This is a genomic window from Frateuria sp. Soil773 (assembly GCF_001428405.1).
In the GTDB taxonomy this organism is placed as follows: domain Bacteria; phylum Pseudomonadota; class Gammaproteobacteria; order Xanthomonadales; family Rhodanobacteraceae; genus LMSL01.
Genome location: NZ_LMSL01000039.1, coordinates 273653 through 297727, shown reverse-complemented (window position 1 = coordinate 297727; position 24075 = coordinate 273653). Strand labels below are relative to the sequence as shown.

The 24075-nt window shown below is 64.4% G+C and carries 20 protein-coding genes; 10 read left to right on the top strand and 10 right to left on the bottom strand.

Annotated elements, in window-relative coordinates:
* Positions 1 to 113: 113 nt before the first annotated feature.
* Together ASG87_RS13255 and ASG87_RS13250 are read right to left on the bottom strand one after the other, a co-directional pair.
* Positions 114 to 1562: a catalase gene (locus ASG87_RS13255; protein WP_056005866.1), complete on the bottom strand. Its 1449-nt coding sequence runs from the start codon at positions 1560 to 1562 to the stop codon at positions 114 to 116.
* Positions 1563 to 1837: 275 nt separating this feature from the next.
* Positions 1838 to 2425, bottom strand: coding sequence for a TetR/AcrR family transcriptional regulator (locus ASG87_RS13250; RefSeq protein WP_056005863.1), 588 nt, complete (start codon positions 2423 to 2425; stop codon positions 1838 to 1840).
* 110 nt (positions 2426 to 2535) lie between these two features.
* Between ASG87_RS13250 and ASG87_RS13245 the strand changes: the two genes are divergently transcribed.
* The gene (locus ASG87_RS13245) at positions 2536 to 3156 is read left to right on the top strand and encodes a glutathione S-transferase family protein (RefSeq protein ID WP_056005860.1); all 621 of its coding nucleotides are present in this window, start codon (positions 2536 to 2538) and stop codon (positions 3154 to 3156) included.
* 159 nt (positions 3157 to 3315) lie between these two features.
* Here ASG87_RS13245 and mutS read toward each other — a convergent pair whose 3' ends face one another.
* Entirely contained in the window at positions 3316 to 5901 is a 2586-nt protein-coding gene (gene mutS / locus ASG87_RS13240; protein WP_056006514.1) for a DNA mismatch repair protein MutS, read from the bottom strand.
* A gap of 587 nt (positions 5902 to 6488) precedes the next feature.
* Between mutS and ASG87_RS13235 the strand changes: the two genes are divergently transcribed.
* From ASG87_RS13235 to ASG87_RS13220, 4 genes are all read left to right on the top strand, one after another.
* A complete protein-coding gene (locus ASG87_RS13235) occupies positions 6489 to 7973 on the top strand; it encodes a HAMP domain-containing sensor histidine kinase (RefSeq protein WP_056005857.1) in 1485 nt (494 codons plus the stop codon).
* Positions 7958 to 9355 (top strand): sigma-54 dependent transcriptional regulator, encoded by a 1398-nt coding sequence (locus ASG87_RS13230; protein ID WP_056005854.1) that lies wholly within the window; start codon positions 7958 to 7960, stop codon positions 9353 to 9355. The genes ASG87_RS13235 and ASG87_RS13230 overlap by 16 nt, the downstream gene beginning before the upstream one ends.
* A gap of 154 nt (positions 9356 to 9509) precedes the next feature.
* A complete protein-coding gene (locus ASG87_RS13225) occupies positions 9510 to 10298 on the top strand; it encodes a hypothetical protein (RefSeq protein ID WP_056005851.1) in 789 nt (262 codons plus the stop codon).
* A 248-nt stretch (positions 10299 to 10546) separates the two neighbouring features.
* The gene (locus ASG87_RS13220; protein WP_056005848.1) at positions 10547 to 11785 is read left to right on the top strand and encodes an MFS transporter; all 1239 of its coding nucleotides are present in this window, start codon (positions 10547 to 10549) and stop codon (positions 11783 to 11785) included.
* A 624-nt stretch (positions 11786 to 12409) separates the two neighbouring features.
* Here the strand turns inward: ASG87_RS13220 and ASG87_RS13215 are convergent.
* From ASG87_RS13215 to ASG87_RS20235, 3 genes are all read right to left on the bottom strand, one after another.
* Complete coding sequence (locus tag ASG87_RS13215) at positions 12410 to 13321, bottom strand: nucleotidyl transferase AbiEii/AbiGii toxin family protein (RefSeq protein ID WP_162258367.1); 912 nt, start codon at positions 13319 to 13321, stop codon at positions 12410 to 12412.
* An 8-nt stretch (positions 13322 to 13329) separates the two neighbouring features.
* Positions 13330 to 14268 (bottom strand): hypothetical protein, encoded by a 939-nt coding sequence (locus tag ASG87_RS13210; RefSeq protein WP_157511091.1) that lies wholly within the window; start codon positions 14266 to 14268, stop codon positions 13330 to 13332.
* Between the two features lie 223 nt (positions 14269 to 14491).
* The gene (locus ASG87_RS20235; RefSeq protein ID WP_157511090.1) at positions 14492 to 15562 is read right to left on the bottom strand and encodes a hypothetical protein; all 1071 of its coding nucleotides are present in this window, start codon (positions 15560 to 15562) and stop codon (positions 14492 to 14494) included.
* Between the two features lie 879 nt (positions 15563 to 16441).
* Between ASG87_RS20235 and ASG87_RS13200 the strand changes: the two genes are divergently transcribed.
* From ASG87_RS13200 to ASG87_RS19550, 3 genes are all read left to right on the top strand, one after another.
* Positions 16442 to 17437 carry a hypothetical protein gene (locus ASG87_RS13200; RefSeq protein ID WP_056005835.1) on the top strand — a complete coding sequence of 332 codons (996 nt, stop codon included), beginning with the start codon at positions 16442 to 16444 and terminating at the stop codon, positions 17435 to 17437.
* A gap of 120 nt (positions 17438 to 17557) precedes the next feature.
* Positions 17558 to 17869, top strand: coding sequence for a hypothetical protein (locus ASG87_RS20230; protein WP_157511089.1), 312 nt, complete (start codon positions 17558 to 17560; stop codon positions 17867 to 17869).
* On the top strand, positions 17826 to 18962 hold the full coding sequence (locus tag ASG87_RS19550; protein ID WP_200949102.1) for a hypothetical protein: 1137 nt from the start codon (positions 17826 to 17828) through the stop codon (positions 18960 to 18962). Before ASG87_RS20230 ends, ASG87_RS19550 begins: the two co-directional genes overlap by 44 nt.
* 19 nt (positions 18963 to 18981) lie before the next feature.
* Here the strand turns inward: ASG87_RS19550 and ASG87_RS20225 are convergent, their stop codons facing one another.
* The 4 genes from ASG87_RS20225 to ASG87_RS20215 are packed head-to-tail and all read right to left on the bottom strand — an operon-like array spanning position 18982 to position 22574.
* Complete coding sequence (locus ASG87_RS20225; RefSeq protein WP_157511088.1) at positions 18982 to 19578, bottom strand: hypothetical protein; 597 nt, start codon at positions 19576 to 19578, stop codon at positions 18982 to 18984.
* Entirely contained in the window at positions 19571 to 20728 is a 1158-nt protein-coding gene (locus ASG87_RS13195) for an XRE family transcriptional regulator (RefSeq protein WP_056005832.1), read from the bottom strand. The genes ASG87_RS20225 and ASG87_RS13195 overlap by 8 nt, the downstream gene beginning before the upstream one ends.
* Positions 20725 to 22131 carry a 7-cyano-7-deazaguanine synthase gene (locus ASG87_RS20220; protein ID WP_157511087.1) on the bottom strand — a complete coding sequence of 469 codons (1407 nt, stop codon included), beginning with the start codon at positions 22129 to 22131 and terminating at the stop codon, positions 20725 to 20727. The genes ASG87_RS13195 and ASG87_RS20220 overlap by 4 nt, the downstream gene beginning before the upstream one ends.
* Positions 22128 to 22574, bottom strand: coding sequence for a hypothetical protein (locus tag ASG87_RS20215; protein ID WP_157511086.1), 447 nt, complete (start codon positions 22572 to 22574; stop codon positions 22128 to 22130). The genes ASG87_RS20220 and ASG87_RS20215 overlap by 4 nt, the downstream gene beginning before the upstream one ends.
* A gap of 252 nt (positions 22575 to 22826) precedes the next feature.
* Between ASG87_RS20215 and lexA the strand changes: the two genes are divergently transcribed.
* Together lexA and imuA are read left to right on the top strand one after the other, a co-directional pair.
* Complete coding sequence (lexA, locus tag ASG87_RS13185) at positions 22827 to 23435, top strand: transcriptional repressor LexA (RefSeq protein ID WP_200949116.1); 609 nt, start codon at positions 22827 to 22829, stop codon at positions 23433 to 23435.
* Between the two features lies 1 nt (position 23436).
* The gene (imuA, locus tag ASG87_RS13180; protein ID WP_056005823.1) at positions 23437 to 24066 is read left to right on the top strand and encodes a translesion DNA synthesis-associated protein ImuA; all 630 of its coding nucleotides are present in this window, start codon (positions 23437 to 23439) and stop codon (positions 24064 to 24066) included.
* Positions 24067 to 24075 lie beyond the last annotated feature (9 nt).

Sequence of the window (24075 nt, the reverse complement as noted above, 5' to 3'; positions counted from 1 at the left end):
CTGCGAAAGCAGGAATCCAGTGACTTGGTGCTTCAAAGCTCAAAGGCGCTGGATCCCAGCTTCGCAGGGATGACGCTTCGACGGGGAGGTGCCCGAAGATCGTGGACACGCTCTCAGGGCTTGAGCCCCAGCGCCTTCGCCACGCCTTCGCCGTAGGCCGGGTCGGCCTTGCTGCAGTTGGCGATGTGGCGATGCTTGATCGCTTCGGGCGCGTCGCCCATCGCGCGCGCGGTGTTCTCGAACAACGCCTGCTTCTGCCTCGCGTCCATCAGCCGGAACAGCGCGCCGGGCTGCGAGTAGTAGTCGTCGTCCTCGCGGTGGTTCCAGTGGTCGGCGGCGCCCTCGAGCGACAGCGGCGGCTCGCGGAAGTCCGGCTGCTCCTGCCATTCGCCGTAGCTGTTCGGCTCGTAGCCCAGGGTGCCGCCGTAGTTGCCGTCCACCCGCATCTGGCCGTCGCGGTGGTAGGCGTGGTACGGGCAGCGCGGCTTGTTCACCGGGATCTGGTGGTGGTTCACGCCGAGCCGGTAGCGCTGCGCGTCGCCGTAGGAGAACAGCCGCGCCTGCAGCATCCGGTCCGGCGAAAAGCCGATGCCGGGCACGACCTGGGCCGGGTTGAACGCGCTCTGCTCGACGTCGGCGAAGAAGTTCTCCGGGTTGCGGTTGAGCTCCCACTCGCCCACCTCGATCAGCGGGTAGTCCTTGTGCGGCCACACCTTGGTGAGGTCGAACGGGTTGTACGGCACCTTGGAGGCGTCCTTCTCCGGCATCACCTGCACGCACAGCGTCCACTTCGGGAAGTCGCCGCGCTCGATCGCGTCGAACAGGTCGCGCTGGTGGCTTTCGCGGTCCTTGCCGATCAGCGCCTCGGCCTCGGCGTCGGTGAGGTTCCTGATGCCCTGCCGGCAGACGTGGTGGAACTTCACCCAGAAGCGTTCGTTGTCCGCGTTGATGAAGCTGAAGGTGTGCGAACCGAAACCGTGCATGTGGCGGTAGCTGGCGGGGATGCCGCGCTCGCTCATCACGATGGTGACCTGGTGCAGCGCCTCCGGCAGCGAGGTCCAGAAATCCCAGTTGTTCCTCGCGCTGCGCAGGTTGGTGCGCGGGTCGCGCTTCACCGCGTGGTTGAGGTCGGGAAACTTCAGCGGGTCGCGCAGGAAGAACACCGGCGTGTTGTTGCCCACCAGGTCCCAGTTGCCTTCCTCGGTGTAGAACTTCAACGCGAAGCCGCGGATGTCGCGCTCGGCGTCGGCCGCGCCGCGTTCGCCGGCCACGGTGGTGAAGCGGGCGAACAGCTCGGTCTTCTTGCCCACTTGCGAGAAGATCTTCGCGCGGGTGTAGCGGGTGACGTCATGGGTGACGGTGAACGTGCCGAAGGCGCCGGAACCCTTGGCGTGCATGCGCCGCTCCGGGATCACCTCGCGGTCGAAATGCGCCAGCTTCTCCAGCAGCCACACGTCCTGCAGCAGGGCCGGGCCGCGCGGGCCGGCGGTCATGATGTTCTGGTTGTCCGGCACCGGCGCGCCGGCGGCGGTGGTGAGGCGTGGCTTGCGGTCATTGCTCATGGCGGGTTCCTTGCGGGCGGATGGCGTCGGGAAGGCTGTCCTGAGCGAATCTATCCAGGCCAGGCCATTCATGGAATTCGTTTGTTCCGATCCATTCGATAGTCCGTGACTATGGATGGCTGCCGGCGCCGCGTAGGCATGCCGCGTTTGCGGCAGGCGGCGAAGCCGGCAGGCAGGGAGCGCTGCTCGCGCTCCTGAAGCAGAAACACCGACACCGTGATCCGCACCCTCCGGCGACGCGGCTGATCGCCGCGGATGGCGGCACCGGCGCGGGCTCAGTCGATCAGCGCGTGCGCCGTGGCGCGTGCCGCCGCGCGGATTTCCTCGCGGAAGGCTTCGTCCTCGACGGTGCGCGCCAGCACCATGCCGCCCACGCACAGCGCGGCCAGGGCGAGCCCCCGCCGCCGCGCGGCCTGCGTGCGCGCGGATGCCCCGGTGCCCGCGAGCAAGCCGGCCAGGCGTTCCAGCAGGTCGCGGTAGGCTTGCTTCACCGGCGCGCCGGCGCGCGCCACGTCGGAGGGCAGGGCGATGATCGGGCATTGGCCGTCGATGTCGTCCAGGTGCTCGCGCGAGAGGTAGATGTCGACCATCTGGCGCGCGAATGCGCCGCCGCAGCGTTGCGGATCGAAGTCGATGTCCGGCCAGCGCTCGACCGGATCGAAATCCCTGTAGGCCGCCACCGCTTCCACGAACAGCTCCTCCTTGGTGCGGAAGTGGTTGTAGAAACCGCCGCGGGTGAGGCCGGCGCTGGCCATGATCTCGTCGATCGAGACCTCGGTGTAACCCCTGCGGTTGAACAGCGCGCGGGCGCATTCGACGATGCGCGCGCGGGTCCGCTGCTTGTGGTCGGCGCTGTACGGCATGGCGGTTTCCTCCGGTGCCGGCAAAGCGTAGCGCCGCCGTTGAATATGTTCTTGAACATATGTAGATGCGGGGCAGACTGCGCTTCTTCCCCGAGCCACGGAGCGCCCGCATGAAGCTGTACTACGCCGAGACACTCAACCCCCGCAAGGCCTGCGCGGTGGCGAAATACCTCGGACTGCCGGTCGAGTACCAACGCATCGATCTCGCGCACGGCGAGCATCGGCAGCCGCCCTATCTCGCGCTCAACCCGAACGGCAAGGTGCCGCTGCTGGTCGACGGCACGCTGCACCTGTGGGAGGCCGACGCGATCATGGTGCACCTGGCGATCCGCGCCGGCTCGGACCTGTGGCCGTCCGCTGCGGCGTTGCAGGTCGAGGCGCTGCGCTGGCTGTCCTGGAACCAGGCGCATTTCTCGCGGCACGGCGGCACGCTGTATTTCGAGCACGTGATCAAGCCCATGCTGGGCATGGGCGGGCCGGATGCGGCTGCGGTGGCGCAGGCGGGCGATTTCCTCCGGCATTTTGCGGGCGTCCTCGACGCGCACCTGGCCGAGCACGAGTGGCTGGTCGGCGACCGGCTCGGCGTGGCGGACTTCGCCGTCTCCACGCCGTTGGGCTGGGCGCAGGAGGCACGCCTGCCGCTGGACGGCTTCGAGCACGTCGCGCGCTGGCACCGGCAATTGCAGGCGCTGCCGGCGTGGCGCGAGCCGTTCCCGCAGACTGCTGCCTGAGTTGCGGGTCTTGTCTGAGCCGCGCGCCGCTCGCGTGCGTGGGTGCCTTCGGGGCCGCAACTGGCGAGTGAGCTTCATGTGCGTCCGATGAGCAAGGTGACCCATCGCTTTTGCTCGTCATTCCCGCTTTCGCGGGAATGACGGCTGGCACGCGGCGTCTCAGCGCAGCCCTTTCAGCCGGTACAGCGCCTCCAGCGCCTCGCGCGGCGACAGCGCATCGGGGTCGATGCCGTCCAGCGCCTGCTCCATCGCCGACGGCGCGGGCGGCGCGAACAGGCCCAGTTGCGGCGAGGCGTCGACGACGGGAGCCGGCGCGCCGGCATGCGCGTGCATGCCGCACTCCAGCTCGGCCAGGGTACGGCGGGCGTCGGCGATCACCGATTTCGGCAGGCCGGCCAGCGCGGCCACCTGCAGACCGAAGCTGCGGTTGGCCGGGCCGTCCTTCACCGCGTGCATGAAGACCAGTTGCTCGCCGTACTCCACCGCGTCGAGGTGCACGTTGGCGATCACCGGAAGCTCGCCGGCCAGTTCGGTCAGCTCGAAGTAGTGGGTGGCGAACAGCGTGTAGGCGCGGCTGTTGCGCGCCAGGTGAACCGCCGCCGCGCGCGCCAGCGACAGGCCGTCGTAGGTGCTGGTGCCGCGACCCACCTCGTCCATCAGCACCAGGCTGTGCTCGGTGGCGTTGTGCAGGATGTTGGCGGTCTCGCTCATCTCCACCATGAAGGTGGACTGCCCGCGCGAGAGGTCGTCGCCGGCGCCGATGCGGGTGAAGATGCGGTCGATCGGGCCGATCGCCGCGCCGCTCGCCGGCACGTAGCTGCCGATGTGGGCGAGCAGCACGATCAGCGCGTTCTGCCGCATGTAGGTGCTCTTGCCGCCCATGTTCGGGCCGGTGATCACCAGCATGCGGCGGCCGTCATCGAGCTTCAGGTCGTTCGGCTCGAACGGTTCCTCGCGCACCTTCTCGACCACCGGGTGGCGGCCGCGCTCGATCGCGATGCCGGGCTCGTCGGTCAGTTCCGGCATGCTCCAGTCGAGCACGTCGGCACGCTCGGCCAGCGTGGCCAGCACGTCGAGCTCGGCCAGCGCGGCGGCGGCGGCCTTCAGCGGCTCCAGCAGCCCGGTGAGCGTGTCGAGCAGGGCCTCGTACAGGGCGCGCTCGCGCATCAGCGAGCGTTCCTTCGCCGACAGCACCTTGTCCTCGAACGCCTTCAGCTCCTCGGTGATGTAGCGCTCGGCGTTCTTGGTGGTCTGCCGGCGCGTGTAGTGCGTGGGCGCCTTGTCCGACTGCGCCTTGGTGATCTCGATGTAGTAGCCGTGCACGCGGTTGTAGCCGACCTTGAGCGTGCTGATGCCGCTGGCGGCCTTCTCGCGTTCCTCCAGCTCGACCAGGTACTGGTCGGCATGGGTGGAGAGGCGGCGCAGCTCGTCCAGTTCCGCGTCGTAGCCGTCGGCGATCACCCCGCCGTCGCGCTGCAGCACCGGCGGCTGCGGCACCACGGCGCGGGCGAGCAGGGCGACGGTGTCGGCGTGGTCGCCGATGCGCCCGGCCAGGTCGTCCAGCAGCGGCGAGGTTTCCTGGGCGGTGCGGCCGAGGATGTCCGCTTCCCGGCCTTCGCGCTCGGGGAACAGCGTACGGATGACGTCCGGCGCGGCGGCGAGGCCGTCGCGCAGGGTGGACAGGTCGCGCGGCCGCGCGGAGCGCAGCGCGACGCGCGCGAGGATGCGCTCCAGGTCGCCGATGCCGCGCAGCCGTTCGCGCAGCGGCTCGTAGCGGCGGCCGTCGATCAGCGTGCCGATCGCCTGGTGCCGGCGGCGCAGCGGCTCGCGCGAGCGCAGCGGGCGGTTCAACCAGCGGCGCAGCAGGCGCGCGCCCATCGGCGTCACCGTCTCGTCCAGCACGCCGAGCAGGGTGTGTTCGGTGCGGCCGCTGGGATGCGTGTCCAGTTCGAGGTTGCGGCGGGTGGCCGCGTCCAGCGCGATCGTCTCGCTGGCGCTTTCCACCGCCATGCCGGTGAGGTGCGGCAGCGCGCTTTTCTGGGTTTCCTCGACGTAGCCGAGCAGGCAGCCGGCGGCGGCGATCGCCAGCGGCAGGCCGTCGACACCGAAGCCGCCGAGGTCGCGCGTGCCGAAGAAGCGGTTCAGCTCGCGCCTGGCCGCGTCGCCGTCGAAATGCCACGGCGGGCGCTTGCGCAGGCCGGGCAGGGAGCTGACCAGCTTCGGCCAGGCGACGTTCTCGTCGATCAGCGTCTCGGCCGGCTGCAACCGTGCCAACTCGGCCGCCAGCGCTTCGGCGCCAGGCACTTCGCTGAGCAGGAAGCGGCCGCTGCCGAGGTCGACCCAGGCCAGGCCGTAGGCGCCGTGCGCGCCGGCGGCGATCGCCAGCAGCAGGTTGTCGCGGCGCTCCTCCAGCAGCGCGGCGTCGGTCACCGTGCCCGGCGTGACGATGCGCACCACCTTGCGCTCCACCGGCCCCTTCGACGTAGCCGGGTCGCCGATCTGCTCGCAGATCGCCACCGACTCGCCCAGCCGCACCAGCTTCGCCAGGTAGCTCTCGGCCGCGTGGTAGGGCACGCCGGCCATCGGGATCGGCGCGCCGGCGGACTGCCCGCGCTGGGTCAGCGTGATGTCGAGCAGCCGCGCTGCCTTGCGCGCGTCGTCGTAGAACAGCTCGTAGAAGTCGCCCATGCGGAAGAACAGCAGCACGTCCGGGTGCGCCGCCTTGGCGGTCAGGTATTGGCGCATGAAGGGCGTGTGGCCGTCGAGCGAAACGGAAGCGTGGCTGGTGTCGTTCAAAGCGGAGACCTCGTGGAGGCCGGCCAGTTTAACCGCGCGCCCGCGCGGCGCCACCGCGGAGGCGGGAAACGGCGTCTGCATGCGCCTTGGGGGGCGGGCGTCAGGCGTTGTCGTGGGGCAAGTCGCAATGGATTGCGCGCCTTCGAGCGCGGGTGTGCGCATCGTCCATGTCCCGCCTGTCGCACGCCATTGCCGTTTCTTGGTTGTTCCACACGATTCCGCAGGCCATGCCGGGCCGCATATGATGGCCATGGGAAGGGCACTTTTCGACAACAGCGCGTGACCTGACACCGCTGATACGCTGCGGAGCCGGGCGTCGATCGGCTGGGCGCAGCATGTGGGCCGGAAAATCGTCCTGGCTCTCATGCGCGCGATCAAGGCATCGGCAGGCGCCGGTGCCAAGCCGCCGGCAGCGGAGGATGATAGGTGCGATGCCTGGCAGATGCGTTGAAGCGTGCCGATTTGGTGAGTTGATTCATGGCCGGACGCCAAGGTTTCAGATCCCGTGCCAACCCCGTTTCGCCGACAGGCTGCCCATGCCGAAACCCTCTTTCACCACCCAGCTCTCCGCGCTCTGGATCCTCGTCGCCGTCCTGTGCGGCCTGCTCACGGTAGCCGTGTGGCTCATGCTTTCGTCGGCGCTGGGGGACCGGATCGCGGCCCGGCAGCAGGCGGCGTCGGCGGCATGCACGGCGGTTGCGTCGCACTACGACTTGTCGATGCAGCGCCCGGGCGAAACCAATGTCGATCTCATGCATGCCGTACTCGATCTCGTGCTGGTCCGCATCGAGGGCATGGAGGGCGGTTTCTGGAGCAGCGCGTCCGCACCCGGCGCGCCGAAGGGGTTCGTGGCCTATGCGTTTCCCACTTACGAGGGCAGCGGCGTGAAGCGCGACATCCCCGAAGCCGAGACGCCCCTCATTCTCCGCACGCTCGAAAGCGCGGGGAGCACGGGCCGGATGCAGGGCGATGTGGTTTCCAGCGGTGGCGATGCGGTGATCGCGGTCGCATGCCCCGTGCCGCATCACCAGGGCTTGCTTGCCTGGATGCTCACCCGGGCCCGGCCGCCGCTGGGGCCGTACGGCGAGAGTGCCGCGAGGGTCCTGGCGGGCGTGCTCGCGATCATCGTCGTGCTGGCCCTGCTGCTGGCGCTGACGCTCCGGCGCTGGAGGCGCAATCTCGTGCGGCTGGAACGGGCGCTCGCACCGGCGGGCGAGTTCGAGCGGGGCGAGCGGCTAGGCCGGCTCGGCGAACCGGACCTGGACCAGATCGTCGAGGCGCTCAATCGCTACCTCGAGCGCGCCGAGCGCCTCCAGCGCGAGGCGGACGCGCTGAGCGCGCGGCTCGCACAGGCGGAACGCTTCGGTACGCTGGGAAAGATGGCTGCGCAGATCGCGCACGAGATCCGCAACCCGGCGGGCGCGATGCGGCTCAAGGCGGAAAACGCGCTCGCGGGCGACGATGCGCGCCGCGAAGCCGCATTGCGGGCGATCATCCAGCAGGTCGGGCGCATCGAGACGCAGGTGACGAGCCTGCTCGCACTCACCCGGCCGGTGACTGTGCAGCTGCGCGAGGTCGACCTGCGCGCATGGCTGGACGAAACCGTTCACGTGCATGGACCCTCCGCCGAGGGCCGCGGCATCGAACTCGGCACCGAAGCCCAGTCCGGCGCGACGCAACCCGTGTTCGATCCCTCGCAACTGGCGCGTGCACTCGACAACCTCATCGTGAACGCGCTGCGGCACGCACCGCCGGGCGGCCGCGTGTCGGTGCGCGCGTACGGCGCACGGTCGCAGGAGGGCGAGCGGCTCAGGATCGAAGTCGGCGACAATGGCCCGGGCGTCGGCGCGGCCGAGCGCGAACACATCTTCGAGCCGTTCGTGACCGGCCGCCCGGACGGGTCCGGGCTGGGCCTGGCCGTCGTGCGCGAAATCGCGTTGGCGCACGGTGGCCGCGCCTATCTTGCCGAGGACACCCGTATGACGCGCTTCGTGATCGAGCTGCCATGGCGACCGTACTGATCATCGACGACGACGACGCCTTCCGCGAAGGCCTCGCCGAAACCATCCAGGACCTCGGCCACGCGTCGCTCGAAGCGCGTTCGGCCGAGGAGGCGTTCGCGTGCCTGCGTGCGTGCGCCGCGCCCGACTGCATCTTTCTCGACTATCGCCTGCCCGGCGTGGATGGCCTCGCGGCGCTCGAATCGCTGCGCGGGACGGCCGGCTTGCAGGGCGTGCCCGTGGTGATGCTCACCGCGCACGCAACCAGCGACAACACCATCGGCGCGATGCGGCTCGGTGCCTTCGAGCACCTGACGAAGCCGGTCGGCCGCGAAGAAATCGCGGTGCTGCTCGGGCGCATTCTCGACGCCCGCCGCGAGGTGCCCGCCGCCGATCCGGCATCGGGCTTCGCCGGTGAAACCGCGTCGGGCGAGCCGCAACTGCTCGGCGTCAGCGAAGCCATGCGCGACGTGCAAAAGCGCCTGGGCCGGGCGGCGGCGACGAGTTCGACCGTGCTCATCACCGGGGAAACGGGTACGGGCAAGGAGGTGGCGGCCCGTGTCCTGCACCGGGCGTCGCCGCGGGCGGAGGGACCGTTCGTCGCCGTGAACTGCGCGGCGATTCCGCAGGAACTGCTCGAAAGCGAGTTGTTCGGCCACGGCAAAGGCGCCTTCACAGGCGCCCATGCGGAACGGCGGGGACGTTTCGAAGAGGCGCATGGCGGCACGCTCTTCCTCGACGAGATCGGCGACATGCCGCTCGCGATGCAGGCAAAGCTTCTGCGCGCGGTCCAGGAGCGGCAGGTCACGCCGCTCGGTACGAGCCGCCCGGTTGCGGTCGATGTGCGCATCGTGGCCGCGACGCATCGCGATCTGCCGGACATGGTCGCCGCGGGCACGTTCCGCCAGGACCTTTTGTACCGGCTCAACGTGATCCCGCTGCACCTGCCGCCACTGCGCGAACGCCTGGCGGACATCCTGCCGCTCGCGGAACATTTCCTCTCGACGATCGCGGCCGCATCGGCGTCGCCGCGCAAGCATCTTTCCGCCGATGCCCAGCGCCTGCTCGTCGCTTTTGCGTGGCCCGGCAACGTCAGGGAGCTGGCCAACGCGGTGGAGCGCGCAAGCGCGCTTGCGCCGGGCGCGCTGCTCACGCGCGAGGACTTCGCCTTCCTGTCCGATGCGGCGGCCGGCGCTGCCGGCGCGGTCCCCGCGCACCTCGCCGAGTTGCCGCTCAACGACGCGCTGGCCCAGCTCGAGCGCGCGTTGATTGCGCGCGCACTCGCGCTCGCCGGCGGCAACCGGGCCGAAACGGCGCGCCGGCTCGGCATCAGCCGCCAGTCGCTGTATACGCGTCTGGCTCATTACGGCCTGTCGAACCCCGGCCTCGACGCCGACGCGTGACGGGGCCGGGTGTCGACGGATCGGACGGCCCGTGTCCGGTCCGTGGACAGCGCAGCCGCCGTCCGCGGCGGGAAGCCGTGAGCCTTCGGGGGTTGCGCGCCATGGCACAGCCTTTGCTCTTCACTCCGTACCCCACGAAGGTAAGGAGTGCATCATGCAATCGACATCGACCCCGAGCCGGCGCGCCACTCTCGTCTTCGGCACGATGAGCCTCGCCGCGCTGCTTGCGGCGAATACCGCCTGCGCGGCGCAGGCCCAGTCGGCCACCATGCCCGCGCAGCCGGTCGCCGCCACAGGGCTGCCGCCACCGCCACCGCCGCCGGCCGATGCGCCCGAGCCGCCGCTGCCCGGCGCCGTTCCCGCGCCGCTCCCGGACCAGGGCGCGCCCGTCACGACGCAGGTTGCCGTCTCGCGCTTTGTCACCAATCCTGACGGCGACGTCGACGGCTTCCTGGCCAGCGACGGCACCCTCGTGCATTTCCCCCCGCACATGGGCGCGCAACTGACCGCGGCCGTGCGCCCGGGCGACAGCGTGCAGTTGAACGGTTGGCGCGATGCGGCCGGCAATGTCCAGGCGCAACGCATCGTCGATACGAGAAGCGGCCAGCAACTGATCGACCAGCCGCCGCTGCCGGACGCCCAGCCCATGCCGCCCGAGCTGCGCGGCGCCCGGTTGTCGCTCCTGAACGTGCAGGGGCAAGTGGCGCGGGTCACGACCGCGCCTCGCGGCGAGCCCGATGGCGTGATCCTGGTCGATGGCACGGTCATCAAGCTCGCGCCGCCCGTCGCGCAGCAATTCACGGGTCTCCTGCATGCGGGGGCGACGGTATCGGCGCAGGGATACGGCACGCGCAACCCGTACGGCACGGCGCTGCAGGCGACCGCGTTCGGTGCGCCTGGCAACCTGAGGCGGCTCTACGACAGTGTGCCGCCGACGCCCTGAACTCGTCTCCGCGCAGGCAACCGGACGGTGCGGTCCGCACGCGCGGCGCGAAGCCGCGTGGCGCGGCCCCTCGTCGCGGGTGCGGCTGGCGACGGGGCGCGTCGCCAGCCGGGTTGGTGCGCATCTCGCGCCGGGGGAATGGAGACGCGGCGTCCGGCGCCGGCACGGCCGCACGATCGAAGTGGACGAGGCCACCGGATTCATCGGCCGGACTCATCGACGCTCCCGCTGGACAGGTTGACCGACCGGTGAATCCCAGATATGCGCTCGAGGGACTGAACTTCTTCATGGCCGACATGCAGGCGGGCGTCGGCCCGTTCCTGGGCGTCTTCCTGCTGTCGAAGGGCTGGCATCCGGACGCGATCGGCGCGGTGATGACGCTCGGCGGCATCGCCGGCATGCTGGCGACGTCGCCGGCCGGCGCGCTCGTCGATGCGACCCATCACAAGCGCGGCATCATCGTCGCGGCGGGCGCGATGACGTCGCTCGCCTCGCTCGCACTGTGGGTGTCGCAGAGCTACTGGATGGTCGCCGCGTCGCAGGTATTCACCGCGGTCACCGGGGCGGCGCTCGGTCCGGCGCTGGCGGGCCTGACGCTGGGCATGGTGCGCGAACGCGGCTTCGACCGGCAGTTCGGCCGCAACCAGGTGGCCAACCATGCGGGCAATCTGGTCGGCGCGGCGCTCTCGGGCTGGCTCGGCTGGCGGTTCGGGTTCGGCGCGGTGTTCGCGCTGGCCGGCGTGTTCGGCGCGATGACGATCCTTTCCACGCTGCTGATCCCGCACGATGCGATCGACCACGACAGCGCGCGGGGACTGGGCGCGGGATCGGCGTCGACGCCGCGAAGCGAACAGGCGAGCGGCTTTCGCGTGCTGTTCAGGTGCAGGCCGCTGCTGCTCCTCGCCGCGGCCCTCGCGATGTTCCATCTCGGCAATGCCGCGATGCTGCCGCTCTACGGCCTCGCGGTCGTGGCCGCGCACAAGGGCGATCCGAGCGCGTTCACCGCGCAGACCATCGTCGTCGCGCAGCTCGTGATGATCGCCGCCGCCTTCTTCGCGAACCGGCTGATCCGACGCATCGGCTACTGGAGAGCGATTCTGATCACCTTCCTCGCGTTGCCGCTGCGCGGCCTGGTGGCGGCGACGTGGATCTCGGCCTGGGGCGTATGGCCCGTGCAGGCGCTGGATGGCATCGGCGCAGGGCTGCAAGGCGTGGCCGTCCCGGCGCTGGTCGTGCGGCTGTTGCAGGGCACCGGGCGCGTGAACGTGGGGCAGGGCGTCGTCATGACGGTCCAGGGTATCGGCGCGGCGTTGAGCCCGATGCTGGGCGGCATGCTCGCGCAGCACTTCGATTATGCGACCGCGTTCTTCGTGCTCGGCGGCGTGTCGACCGGTTCGCTCGGGCTGTGGCTCTTCTTCGGCGCGCCGCTCAAGAAAGCCTGCGACATGCACTGCGATCCCGCCAACGGCACGCCGCTGGCCACATGAATCCGGTCGCTCTCCCGGGACAGTGCGTTTGCCGCGACGACAGGCGTCATTTCGGACGGGGCGATCCGGGATCGTTGCGGTTGCATTGCCGCTCGTCGTACCGGGGTTGCTGGGTGACGCTCGCCCGCCGGCGCCGTCTCGCATGTCGATTTCCATCGCGGCCCGGGGAAGGCGGCGCGGGCGGCGTGTCGTGCTGTTTCGGCAAGCGATCCGGCCTGGGCAAGCCGGACGCAAAGGCAACAAAAAACCCCGCCATGGCGGGGTTTCTTGGACTTCCTCGGACGCTATCGGCTATCCTCGGACTTCGGTATGTGGTGCCAGGAGAGGAACCAAAGGGAGCGAATAACTATTTGTTTTGATTGTAAATCATGAGTTTGGTCTGGCTGTCTATACTCGTTTTTATACTCGACTATCTCACCCATTGGTGAGAAGGACCCGAATGTCTTCCAACATTGCTCCATCTAGACGAGCTTTGTCGAACAACCAGAACTGGCCGTCGCAGGAAAACTTCAGATACAACATTCAGGGACTAGAGATGGTCGGTTCGCAGCGCATATCACGTATATCTGCTATTTCGTTGAAGAGCGGACTTTGACGGGAATCAGCGGGTGAAGAGATTCTCGTTCATGGGCGCCCCGGTTGACCGGAGTTTCCATTGGGAAGCGGGAAACGAAGCGGGAAGACCCTCTGAGCCTCCCAGAAGCGAACGATGTCTTCGATCGCGTGCCACGCAGCGTCGAAAACGATGTCCTTCGGCAACGTTGCATCCGTTTCGTACGTGGAACGGGTGACGTCGATGTCTTCGGCGAACGTCCCGATGCCGGTGCAGTCGATATACCGGGATGCGCAGGCAAGATGAAATTCTTCGGCCGCAGCCTTCCAGAAATCCACTTCGCCGATCGGATGCACGCCCAGGATTTTCGTGACGTCGTACAAATCTTTCGCACGTACGGCATCTCCCGGCTTCTTGACCTTGTGTCGGTAGGACGGAAGCGAGCTAAGGAAAGCTCGCATTTTCTCCCCGGCGATGCGCTCGAGCGTGTACGCAAAAACAGTGTCTCCGCCGACGCCAAGCGGAGCAACGGCATGGGTGCCGAGCTCTTCCGGAGCTGCGACGTCGAACTCTATGTTTGGAAGCCCCTGCACGCCTTCATTCATGAAGTCGCGAAGCTTTACCACCACCTCGAAGGCGTTCCAACCCAGCGGATGATCCGCGCGCGGTCGGTGCTTCACGCGCACGTCCACCAGCTCGTACCTCACTGGGTCCTGGGTCTCTGCGTGCGCCTGGATGGCTTGAGTGAAGAGATCTCTCAGCATCTCTGCTTGTTCGTTACGGTCAGGGTGCTTTATGGCGAATGCAAGCAAGAGGTTGGCATCGAGATCGTAGGAGGCTCGCTGTTCGCCACCGAGTCGAAGGGCCAGCACGCGGCCACCCTTGTAGACCAGCTTGTCACGCAGCTCAGGCCACGAAGCCAACGCTTGGAACGCCATGTCGAGCGCTTCCCGGATCCATGCTTGTCGCTGTGCCGGATTCATTCGGTTCCTTAAGGGGTACGCAGGCCCCATTCCCTATTTGCATGCTGGTAGGCCAGGCCCGGTAACAACGTCGGCATGGCATCTTGCGGAATGCTGCCGATCAACCGCTTTGCTTTCTGGACGGAGTCCGATTGCGGCGCAAAGCGTTCGATCATGTAGCCCGTCCGGCGCAGCAGCGTCTTGTCGCCTATTTTCTCCGCCAATGTCAGGATCTTTTCCGGTGAGCTGCGTGTAAGGCCTTGCTCCCATGCCTCGAACACGACGGCGGCTCCGCCCGCACTGTGCGGTCGGTGCAGGCAATCCAGCAACGTTTGCTCGAGAGTGGTTACCCTCACAACGCAGTAGGGATTCAGTTGGCGTCGCTGTACGCTCAGCAGATTGGCAGGATCGCGCCGCGTCCGGTAGTACCCGACGCCGTCGGCGTAAAACTCCAGTGTCCCAAGCGGTAACGGTCTGTCGGAGGAGGGGGATACCTTCGGGAGCGGAACCTTGCGTTTCGGATCCGCTGCTTTCTTCAGGGCGATGTGATAGTGAGGGGCGGGCTGTGTGCTCAGTCCGTGCAGTTCAATGGCTGTGAAATAACAAAGAATTCCCTCAGGGACGTGCGCCTGCAGGAGTTCCGCGGCGGGGATCGTGGCAGCGGTAGGATCGAAGCCGACCGAATAGAGCTTGACGCTTTTTTTTGAAGAAGCAGGCTGCAACGGAATTGCACGGATGACAGCGGCATCCTCCAGGAGTTGTATCAGCTGCGTACCAGGGCACTCCCGGAGGATTGTCGAATCGACGGTTTCGCGCGCGTCGAGCAAGAGCTCGATCAATCTCGAGTGGGGGAGGCAGCGAACGGAGGGCAGGGACTGGCGGGAAGCTGCTAATTGATCCCGGAAGGCGTCAATCAGCTTTGCCGTAGCTAGAACCCCTTCTCCTTTGGCTTCCTTTAAAGTTTTCATCGGAGTGCTGGCAGCTAGGCTTCGCTAGCGAAGCCTAGCTGCCAGCACTCCGAGTGTCAATAACCTTAAAAGCAGGCGTTAAACGCCTGTGACCATTACCGTGGTCGGTGTGGGGTGGTAGAGGGGTCTTTGCTGGAGATCAGTGGCTAGGCTTCGCTAGCGAAGCCTAGCCACTGATCTCCAGGTTGTCAAGCTTGTCACCAACAGTCCGAAATATCGGACCTCAGCGAGTATACCATCGGTTGGGGCGCCACGCTGGCGGGAGCTTGACGGGATCCGAAGGTGGTGTGCACACGTTTGGCCTGGGTTCGCCGTTCTCCTCCATTTCCTCAGGCAGTGGCAGCAGAAAGGCGCCGGTCCCTACGGGATCGATCCGTTCCGCCTGTGCAAGCGCCCAGCATGACCAGTCGTCAATCTCCGCTGGCGATACGGGGTTGGATGAAGATGCATTGCGTTCGTTGACTGCGGCCACGTAGCGGCGAATGTCGTCGGCGAGACGTAGCGACATCGCTTCTTGATGCAGTTTCTCGATGCGAGCATTCGCAAGTCGACGTTGGTGCTCGCGTTCCCGTCGTGCAACCTCTTCCCGACGTTCCTGCTCAGCCTTGATCAGCTTGTCTTTGCGTTCGGCGCGATATTCGTACCAATGACGCTCAACGGCACGCATGCGCATCTCGCCGACGGCAATCAGGTTGACGACGATTTCTTGCAGCATGGATTCAAGCGGCGCGTCCGGGCAGTCTGACCATTCCGATACCAGTTCTTTCGGCTCTTCCCTTTCCCAATCGATCTTCAGGCGCATGGGCTCAGATGCTGGACGCCGGGCTTCCGTGGCGATGGCCCAGTTCGAACGCTGTTCGCCAGGCTTTCCCAGCGTGAAACGAACGGTCGAATCGCCGATCCGGATGGTGAACTCTCCGGGGTTCTTCTCGCGAGGAACTGCCGGCGTCATGCCGGCGCGTGCCATTGCCTTGAAGATAGCGTCGACGAGCTTCAGTCGCCGCTGTTCGTAAGGCGACACGAAGAGCGGTTGGTCGGAGGTGAGAGGGTATGGGGATTGCTTCCATCTTTCATGTCGCTCTGCATCTTCGGACAGCAGCTTCGCGACGGCGTGGTGGGGCGATTTCAGGTTGCGGCTTTGCGCAATGTGGCCAACCAGCGTCGTGATGCGGGTGATGAGGCCGGAAAATGGTTCGGGGAAGTCGGGCGGGGGAGGAACATCCTCCATCATTAGCGCCTGCTCTTCGTCCTCGCGTTCGTTCCAGTTGGAGGAGCCGATGCGAATCGTCTCCACGGCACCCAATCCTCGGGGAGGCAGCGGGAACCGTGGGGATGTCTTCCCCGCCTTGAGCTTTGCCCAATATCCTCGTTGGGGAACGGGGATGCCGTTACGTTTGCAGCTCTTGGCCAGTGCAACATCTGACATGCCGAACCTTGAGGCGAGAAGCGTCAGAGGCTCAGACCAAACTAGGTCATAGAGTTGTTGGCGTCGGAAATGCTGTTCCATAAGGCATCCGCGTGAGGGCAACGCCAACAAGGCTAATGTGCGTATATGCCAATCTGTTGAAGCTTCCCAGCGCGCGTCGCTCTTGGTTTCCCAGAGTCTGGTCTTGCTGCCAGGTGCCAGTGTCTGGGTCCCAGTGACCGTTGGCACTCTTCGTATCCCTGGGCAGGCAATAATGGGGCCAAGAAACGTTGCAGTTCCTCTTGCAGGTCTGCGAATGGTGGTGATTTACGTGGCGGCGGCGCAGGAAGCCATTGCAGAGGCCTCGACTCTCGGCAATTACCACGAGAACCTCGGTCAGGCCCGCGGGCATTTCAGTTGGAAAAGCGGTCTCCCAGCGCCGGAGCGTGTCGCTAACCGCTTCGAACAGGTTCGGCAAGTCGAGGCGAAAAGTGCGTGTCGTGCCCCAGGTATCGTGGACGAATGTCGCGCGTGGGCAGGCGATGCGAGCCACGCTCTTCGCGCTGCCCACTGACCTGCCGCTCGCCGACATGCGCGCGCGTCCGCCGACCTTTGCAGGTGGTATGAGGGAGGCGCCCGGTGCTGATCCGATTTGCGTGACGTCGTGCGAGCGACGCGACGCCGCCCTAGAATGATTCGACGCCGGAGGCGATCACGCTACTGCAAATTTGAGTTGACCATCCAGGCATTGGGAAATTGGGGAAGCGCATGCTGGAACTCGTCGATGGCCCGAACGCCAAGAAGCACGCCCAGACGCAGATGATCTCGCTGGTTCGAAAGGTATGGCCACACCGAGAGACACGCTTGGTCGCGTGGCGACCGTCCAGCGCGGAAATGCACATCCAGCACAACGGTAACTACTGGCTCGGTTCCCAGGAGGTCGGCGCAGACGCTGGCGTCTATCGTCATTGGAACGCGTTTGGAACCTACAGTCCGAAGGGCACGCTGCACATCGCTGTCGAGATCAATATTCCTATCAGCGAAAACTCCAATAGGATCGCCGGCTTCTACGCGCGCGATCCGCGTAGCGGAATGCTGTTCCTGATGCATGACGGCGGCGTTGGTGGCGGGCGCAAGGGTATTGGCCGAGATGCCTTCCTGGAGGCCGCGGGCGCCGAGCCGCTTGCAGTGTCGGCTCCCAACGGGGTACGTATGGGCTTGATCGTCGCTCCGCTGGACAACCGCTATTTCGCAGCAGGCATCGGCAGCTATCTAGACCGGGTCGTCCGATTCAAGACGGATGTCACGGAGGAGACTCTTCCACCACGCCCGCGGGGCCTGCCTGCCGGTCAGGGGTATGGCGACTACTACCGCGAATTCTCGGGCCTCAAGCACGGCGGTGGCGAGCGCTTCGTCTATGCATCGCGTCACGGAGACATTGTGCATGCGCTCGCGGCCTGGCTGCCGAAGCATGGCTTCTCCAGTACGATCCGTAAGAGCGTTCTGGTCGACCTGGCAGTGCGGGGACCGGGTGGTTGCATGACCCTGTTCGAGGTCAAGTCCTCGACGGACCGCCAGTCGCTCTATACCGCTATTGGCCAGCTCATGGTGCATTCGGCCAGCATGAAGCAGGTCAAGCGATATCTGGTGGTGCCTGCTGGTGAGGTGCCTCGCGACATCCACGGTTGTCTGGAAACGCTGTCGATCGGAATGGTCCGGTATCGGATCGACGGGCGAGTGGTTGCGTTTGATGGCTGGATCTAGCGCCAAGGTGAAGGAAGGTTTCGAGAGAATCTAGGCGCTCGCGCGAGCAGTGGTGACGATGTTCGCGGTCACCGAGGTCCATCCATTCCTGGATGGCAACGGCGGGCCGCGCGGCTTGCCATGAACTGCGTGTTGAGTGCGGGACGGCAAAGCCGCATCATCATTCCAACCATCTATCGCGAGGATCACTTGCTGCCATTGAAGGCGCTCAGCCACAACCGAGATGCATCGCCGCTGGTCGCCTCGATGCTTCGGATCCCGCGATGGTCGGCCGCGTTCGACTATGGCTCCCACTGGTCGGACCTGCGAGCATCGCTGGCGCGCTGCAACACCTTTCAGTTTCCCCGGCTCGATCAAGTATGGCCATTTCAAGATTTTTGGATTTTGTATGTTCTATTCGCGCAAGCTAAACAGAGAAACCGGCCGTGTTGAGGTCTGGGAATGTGATTGGTCGAATCCAGGTACAGGGATGGCCAGAAAGGAGTTCGTTCGCAAGTATGGCGACGAAGGTGAAGTCGAATTTGGGCATGAGCAGTACTCCGCTGCGGCTGCTGTGTGCTGGGCGCCAGGGCGGACTATCGGCAACATAGCTGTTAGCTCCGAGGAGGTCTTCGGTCACTTCGAGGGCAAGTCTGGGACCGATGCAGTGCTCCCATGCCATATTGTCCCCTGTGGAAAATTTAGGAATGGTGCCCAACGTTGGTACTGCAAGACGCATCAGATTCACTGGGGTACGAAGGCTGATATAGCCGCGTTGCCAGAATCAGGCGAGGTGCTATGCAGCAACCACCTGATGGAGATGAGCTATGTCGTCGACCCTCTTGAAGTCGAATTTAACGAGTACGAGGAAATTGGGATCTGGTGTTCGTTGCCTCCCGCGCTTTCCAGCCGACCGATTGCAAAGCGCGCGCCGAAGATCCACGTACATAAGCGATTCTCAGGTGCTGAGAAGAAGGTGCTAGACCGGGATTTTGATGCGATCGTGTGTTCTTACAACCAGGATGCCGGTCTTTTCGCTAGCACCGATATCACCCTGATCCAGGTAACGCCGCCTGCTGCATTTGAGTTCGTTCGCTCCCTCGAACTGGGATATGAAACGTCCTGTGTCACCTGCAAGAAGTGCGGATACCCTCATCTTGATTTGGGGAGCTTTGCGCGGACGCCACACGCCAAGCATTTTTGCGGAAACTGCGGCAACGACAGCATCTGGAGCGACGAGAAGATCGTTTCAACGCCCCTCAAGCCACTTCACGATCAGTTCAATAACAGCAATACCTATGTGATACCGGATCAGCAGCTCAACCTCGACGAGTATCCTGGCTATCACTTTGATATGTGGTCGTCAACGCCAGCTGTCCTTTGGACTGCTGATCGTCCTCAAGCACACGGCATTCATGTGCATGTGTATGAGAATGAAGGCCATCGCCGCATCGTTGATGACACGTTCGGCGAAGTCATCTTAAATGGACAGGCGCTGGACCGAAAGCAACTTTGGCAGCGTATGACAGAGAACACATTGTACTAGTGGCAGCGGGTTGACAGAGCTAGGCGATTATTGGAAGTGATCTTGGGAAGCAACTGCACTGTCTGGCTCTTTCTTCGCCAATCAGATCGATGATCCATGTCTTGCGCTCCGCGGGAATGCGCATCCGCGCATGCTTCATGGAATTAAATACTAATGACGCTATATCTTCCCTTGAATAATGCGACTTCGTAAGACTATAGTCATATAGGTCCAGCGTGTTTGCAGTCAGATTTGCATCTCTTCGACTGCGCGCGATTCGCATGGCCTTGCGCTCGTCGATGATTGCGGTGCATTGAAGTTGTTCAGCGCTTGCTATCGTGGCCGCCTCGCCATCTCCTAAACTGTCGGGGACTGCCGCACCCACCAAATTGAGGAACTGAAGATAGTTCTCGCCTACGAGGTCGTGCGGAACCAGTAGGCCGGATTGCAGTAAGCTAGAAAACGAGTCGGCTTGACTAGCGGGCTGCACAGGTCCGCGAGATATTTCATTGACAACTTGGCTTGGAATGATGGCAGTACATTCCAATGTATTAAGGAATCGCGCAGGTTGCCCACAGGCCAGGATATTGATGACCACGCTGGAGTCGAGGACGATGATTGGCGTCAGACTATTCAAGCGTAATGGACTCCAGATCCTGCCCGTCATCCGGGCCTAGCATGTCCAGAATATGGCGCAAATCAATGCGGTTGACTCTAAGCAGCTGAGCAAGCTGACCTTCAGTCAATAATTCCTTGCCGTATGCCTCGGCTGCCAACATCCAGAGTCGCGGGGGCACCACCAACTCGTCGTCACGAGAACGATCACCGAGGATCTGGCGTACGAGCTGACCCGAGAATCCGCGATCGTGTAGCGAGTCCCAAGTTCCTGCCGGCAGTAGCTTTAAATCCTCTAACCGGCGGCACATGGCTTCTTGCGAGACATTAAGGGTGTGTGCCATCAGAATTAGGTGGCGAGGCGAAAAACGACCGGACTCTTGCCTATGCTCTTGGAAGAGACGTCGCACAGTCGCGGCTGGCATCATGAAGGAGAGGGCGAATGCAGTTGCGAATTTTTCCTCACGTGATTGTGGGCTGCAGTCGTCAAGGATGTCGGGCTGCCGCCTTGATGAGACGAGATGGCCGAACTCATGCGCTGCGGTCAATGCTCTGCGCTCTCGCGGGTGGTTTCGGTTGAGTAGCATGCACCCGCCGGCCTCGTCGTCGTAGATAAAGAGGCCGGATATTTTGGGATTCAGACGGCGCACGAAGACGCGCATGCCAATCTCAACTTCCAGCAAGGTGACGATATCCCCAATGGGGGCCAAGCCGAGCCCCAGACGATGGCGTAACTCCATCGCTAGGTCTTCCGCTTGTTCTTTCACGTCACCTGGCAGGATAGGTCGCTCCGTCGGGTAGTTCGTTTTGAGCTTCCTGCCAGTAAGCCTTTCGAGTTCAAGTTCCGCCGCAGTGAGGTCGTTCAGTAACCGTGCCGCTTGATTTGCGTCTTCGTCGCCACTTTCGTTTAGCGTACGGAAGCGCGGGGAGAGTTCGATGTGGACAGCGGAGTCTCGCAGCAACGAACTAGCCGAAGCACCATAGATGTCTGCCATGGCTTTCAACTCGTCCGCCCTTACGCGCCGTTGCCCCTTCTCAAGGGCAACAAGGGTCGTTCGTGCCACCTGCAACGCATTCGCTGCTTGTGCCTGGGTCAGCCCGGCTTGGGTGCGCGCGTGCCGCAATCGGTCGCCCAACTCCACAGGGTTCTGAGCGTCGAGGACATTGTTCATCGCATGTCTCCGGAGAACGGAGCGAGATAGGAGGAATCTCCTTGGTGTGCAACGAATTCGTCCCATTCGTTGGCATGCTGCTGGATGAGGCCGGCAAGCTGTTTGCGGACAAAGTCAACGTGCTCGCCACGAATGTACGCTAGCTCCTGCGCCTTGCCGTCGACATATGCCGATTGCTCTGGCTTCGTCAGTTCTGAAAGCTGAGCCATTGCCAGCGCCCCGCAGATGGCATGGCCGCGATCGGCTTTCGACGCCACGCGCGTGGGATCGACCACTGCATCATCCAGGCTGCTAGCGCTCAGATTCTTCCACATGTAGTTATCTAAAGACTCTTCCAGACCCGCAGAACGGATCGACATCCGGCGTAGTAGACAAGCCGCGCATACGCCGCACTGAAGCCGTGTCCGGCCATAAGACATATGGCGCGCATCGCGCGCGCACGAACGCGTTTCATGCCAGTCTTCTGCGAGGTTGCGCTCGGCTAACTCGCGGAGGGTCTGGCCCTTGGTCGACCAAAGTCGGGGATGTTCATACGCAACCTGGATGCCCAGAGCTGAGTTGACGAATTGCGTAAGCTGTGACGTGTACGCAGGATGCATGCGTATGTCTAAGGCCTCGTTGCCGACCGGAACAAGCCATGGACCAAGCGCACCTTGCCCGCTTTCCGAAACCATGATTCTGTTGGCCCCGCTGAGTTGTGCGGCGATGGCACCCATGACGCCGTAGATCAGGGCACGGGTCCGATAACTCGGTTCGCGCAGGCGTACGCCGTGTTCTTGTGATATTCGAAAGGGAACCGCCAGTCGCAACCGACGACCGTCGAGCTGGCTCTCGCGCCGTTGCTTATCGGCGTCCAATCGGCTACCCGCAGTGACCATCAGCAATGGCACTCCAGGATTGTCGCTCGCCAAAAGGCGGCCGACTGCAAACGAATCCATGCCGTCGCTGTACGGCATGACGATAGGCTGCTCGTTGGTGATGAAGTTCAGTGGGGGTTGTGCTTGGACGTCGAGTCGTTGTGATTTCGAGGAAAAGTGAAGCGTCCAGGCATCGCCGGTAAGCAGGTTCAGCAAGCTTCTCAACGCGTCGACGACGTGCGTCTGGCGCCAAAAGTTAGGTTCCAGCACAGGGATGGTGACGTCTAATTGCCGCAGCCAGCTGATCGACATCTTTCTTGCGACTGCGCGATCTGCAAAGGCGATCACGCCCGCGATGATGATCAGATCCTCGGCACGTGATGAGATTTCTTTGAAGCAGTAGCGTCCGAGGATGTCGGGTATCAACTGGAGGTCCCGGCCAATCACGCAGGGGATGACTCCCGATGGCGTGCGCCGCGGAGATTCCTGGCCGACGATGCGGGCAAGCGGATGTAAATCCGTGGCGTGTTTCACGATGGCGTTCAAGGATGGATCGCCAAGTCTTCGTCAGGATCGATGCGCGTGCGCGTAGCAGTTGCTGCGCGCTTAGGAGCCGTGCCGCAGCATTCCGCGGCCAACTGCTCCGGCACGCCGTTGCAGGCAGCGCGCGCTGCTGCCATGACCACTCGTGCATCCCGGCTACCTCCGACGTAGACGTGTTGCTCCATTTGACGCAGTTGCTGAGCTTGCATGTCTGCCAAGCCCGCGGTGAGCGCTCGAAGCATGAGGTCGCTCCCGCCGACACCATTGGTGTGCAGGCGTTGCGCGTGTTGCACGATGCATCTTTCGTGCGGGGTGGCAGCTAGGCCTGCATCGAATGCGAGGACAGTAGAACCGAAGCCCGGCAAGCTGGGTTGGTGGGTTTCAGCCATGTGGCGCAACCCCTTGAGGAATTCCTGGGACACGTCGCGTTTGATGTCGGCGTGCATGGCTTTGTAAGCAGCACGTGCCGCAATGTCGCCACGTTCTGCTTCGCGTAGACAGGTCCGCAGAAGGGACTTCCAGCCCCTCGGCATCGGAAGATCTTTGTATATGCCATCTCGCACAGCGCACCCCCTTGGGTACGACATTGTGCGACCGACTATGCGGTGACAGCCTGACCATGTCAACTTATCTCTTAAATTTTTTCTGACAAAGTCAATCGTAGCACAAGAATGGCAAAAGGAGTACATATGTATCCCATGCCTACTTTGAGTCCCCGCCGTGCTGCTGTCCTGAGCTTTATTCGCGACAGGGTGATTGAGCACAGCCAGCCTCCGACGCTGGCCGAAATTGCCGTTGCTTGTGGCCTAGCTTCGCGCGGCGCGGCACGCAAGCACGTTTTAGCGCTGAATGAGGCTGGACTGATCGAGGTCACCGCCGGACAGGCGCGTGGCATTCGGCCAGTGGGGGTACGGGCGCGATCGGACCTGTTGCGGGTATCGATATTGGGTCGCGTAGCAGCAGGATCTCCCATCGAACCCGATGTGGGGTTGGTCGATACGTTGATTCTGGACATACGGTTGTTCTCGTCGAAGCCCGACTACTTATTGCGGGTCCAGGGTGATTCGATGGTCAACGACGGCATCTTCGACGGTGACTTGGTCGGTGTGCACCGCACGCCGGAGGCCCGCGACGGCCAGATCGTCGTGGCCCGCGTCGACGGCGAGATGACCATCAAGCGGCTGCAACGCGAACGTCATCGCATCCAACTGCTGCCGCGCAATCCGGCGTATGCGCCGATCGTCGTCTCGCCCGGTCAGGACTTCGCAATCGAGGGTCTTTACTGCGGCCTCGTGCGTCGGGACTGATATGGCCGGTGTCGTTGCGCTCGAATCCCTACTGGCCACGCAGACCCTGTGGCATGCCGGCCGCGCCGCGGCGATCGCCGCAGACGGCGAACCCACGGGGTACGCCGACCTTGATGCGTTGCTGCCGCAGCGCGGCTGGCCGCGGCGCGCACTCACCGAGCTGCTGCTACCGGCCGACGGGGTCGGTGAGCTGTCGCTGCTCCTGCCGACGCTGGCGCGCTTCACCCAGGCCGGCGCCACGGTCGTCCTGGTCGCGCCGCCGTACCTGCCTTACGCGCCGGCCTGGCAGGTCGCGGGCGTGGACCTGCTGCACTTGGAAGTGATCGATGCCGCCACGCCGCGCGACGCGCTGTGGGCGTTCGAGCAGTGCCTGCGCAGTGGGGCCTGCGCGGTGGTCGTCGGCTGGCCGCTGCAGGCCGACGCCGCGGCGCTGCGCCGGCTGCAGGTGGCGGCGGACAGTGGCGCCTGCCTCGGCTTCGCGCTGCGTGATCGCCGCCATGCCGGCAATCCGTCACCGGCGGCGCTGCGTCTGGAACACACTCGTGACGGGCAGGGCGTCGGTACCTGGCGCATACGCAAATGCCGCGGCGGCCCCGTGCCGGCGCAGGCCTTCGCTGCGGGGGCCTGGTGAGGCGCGCGC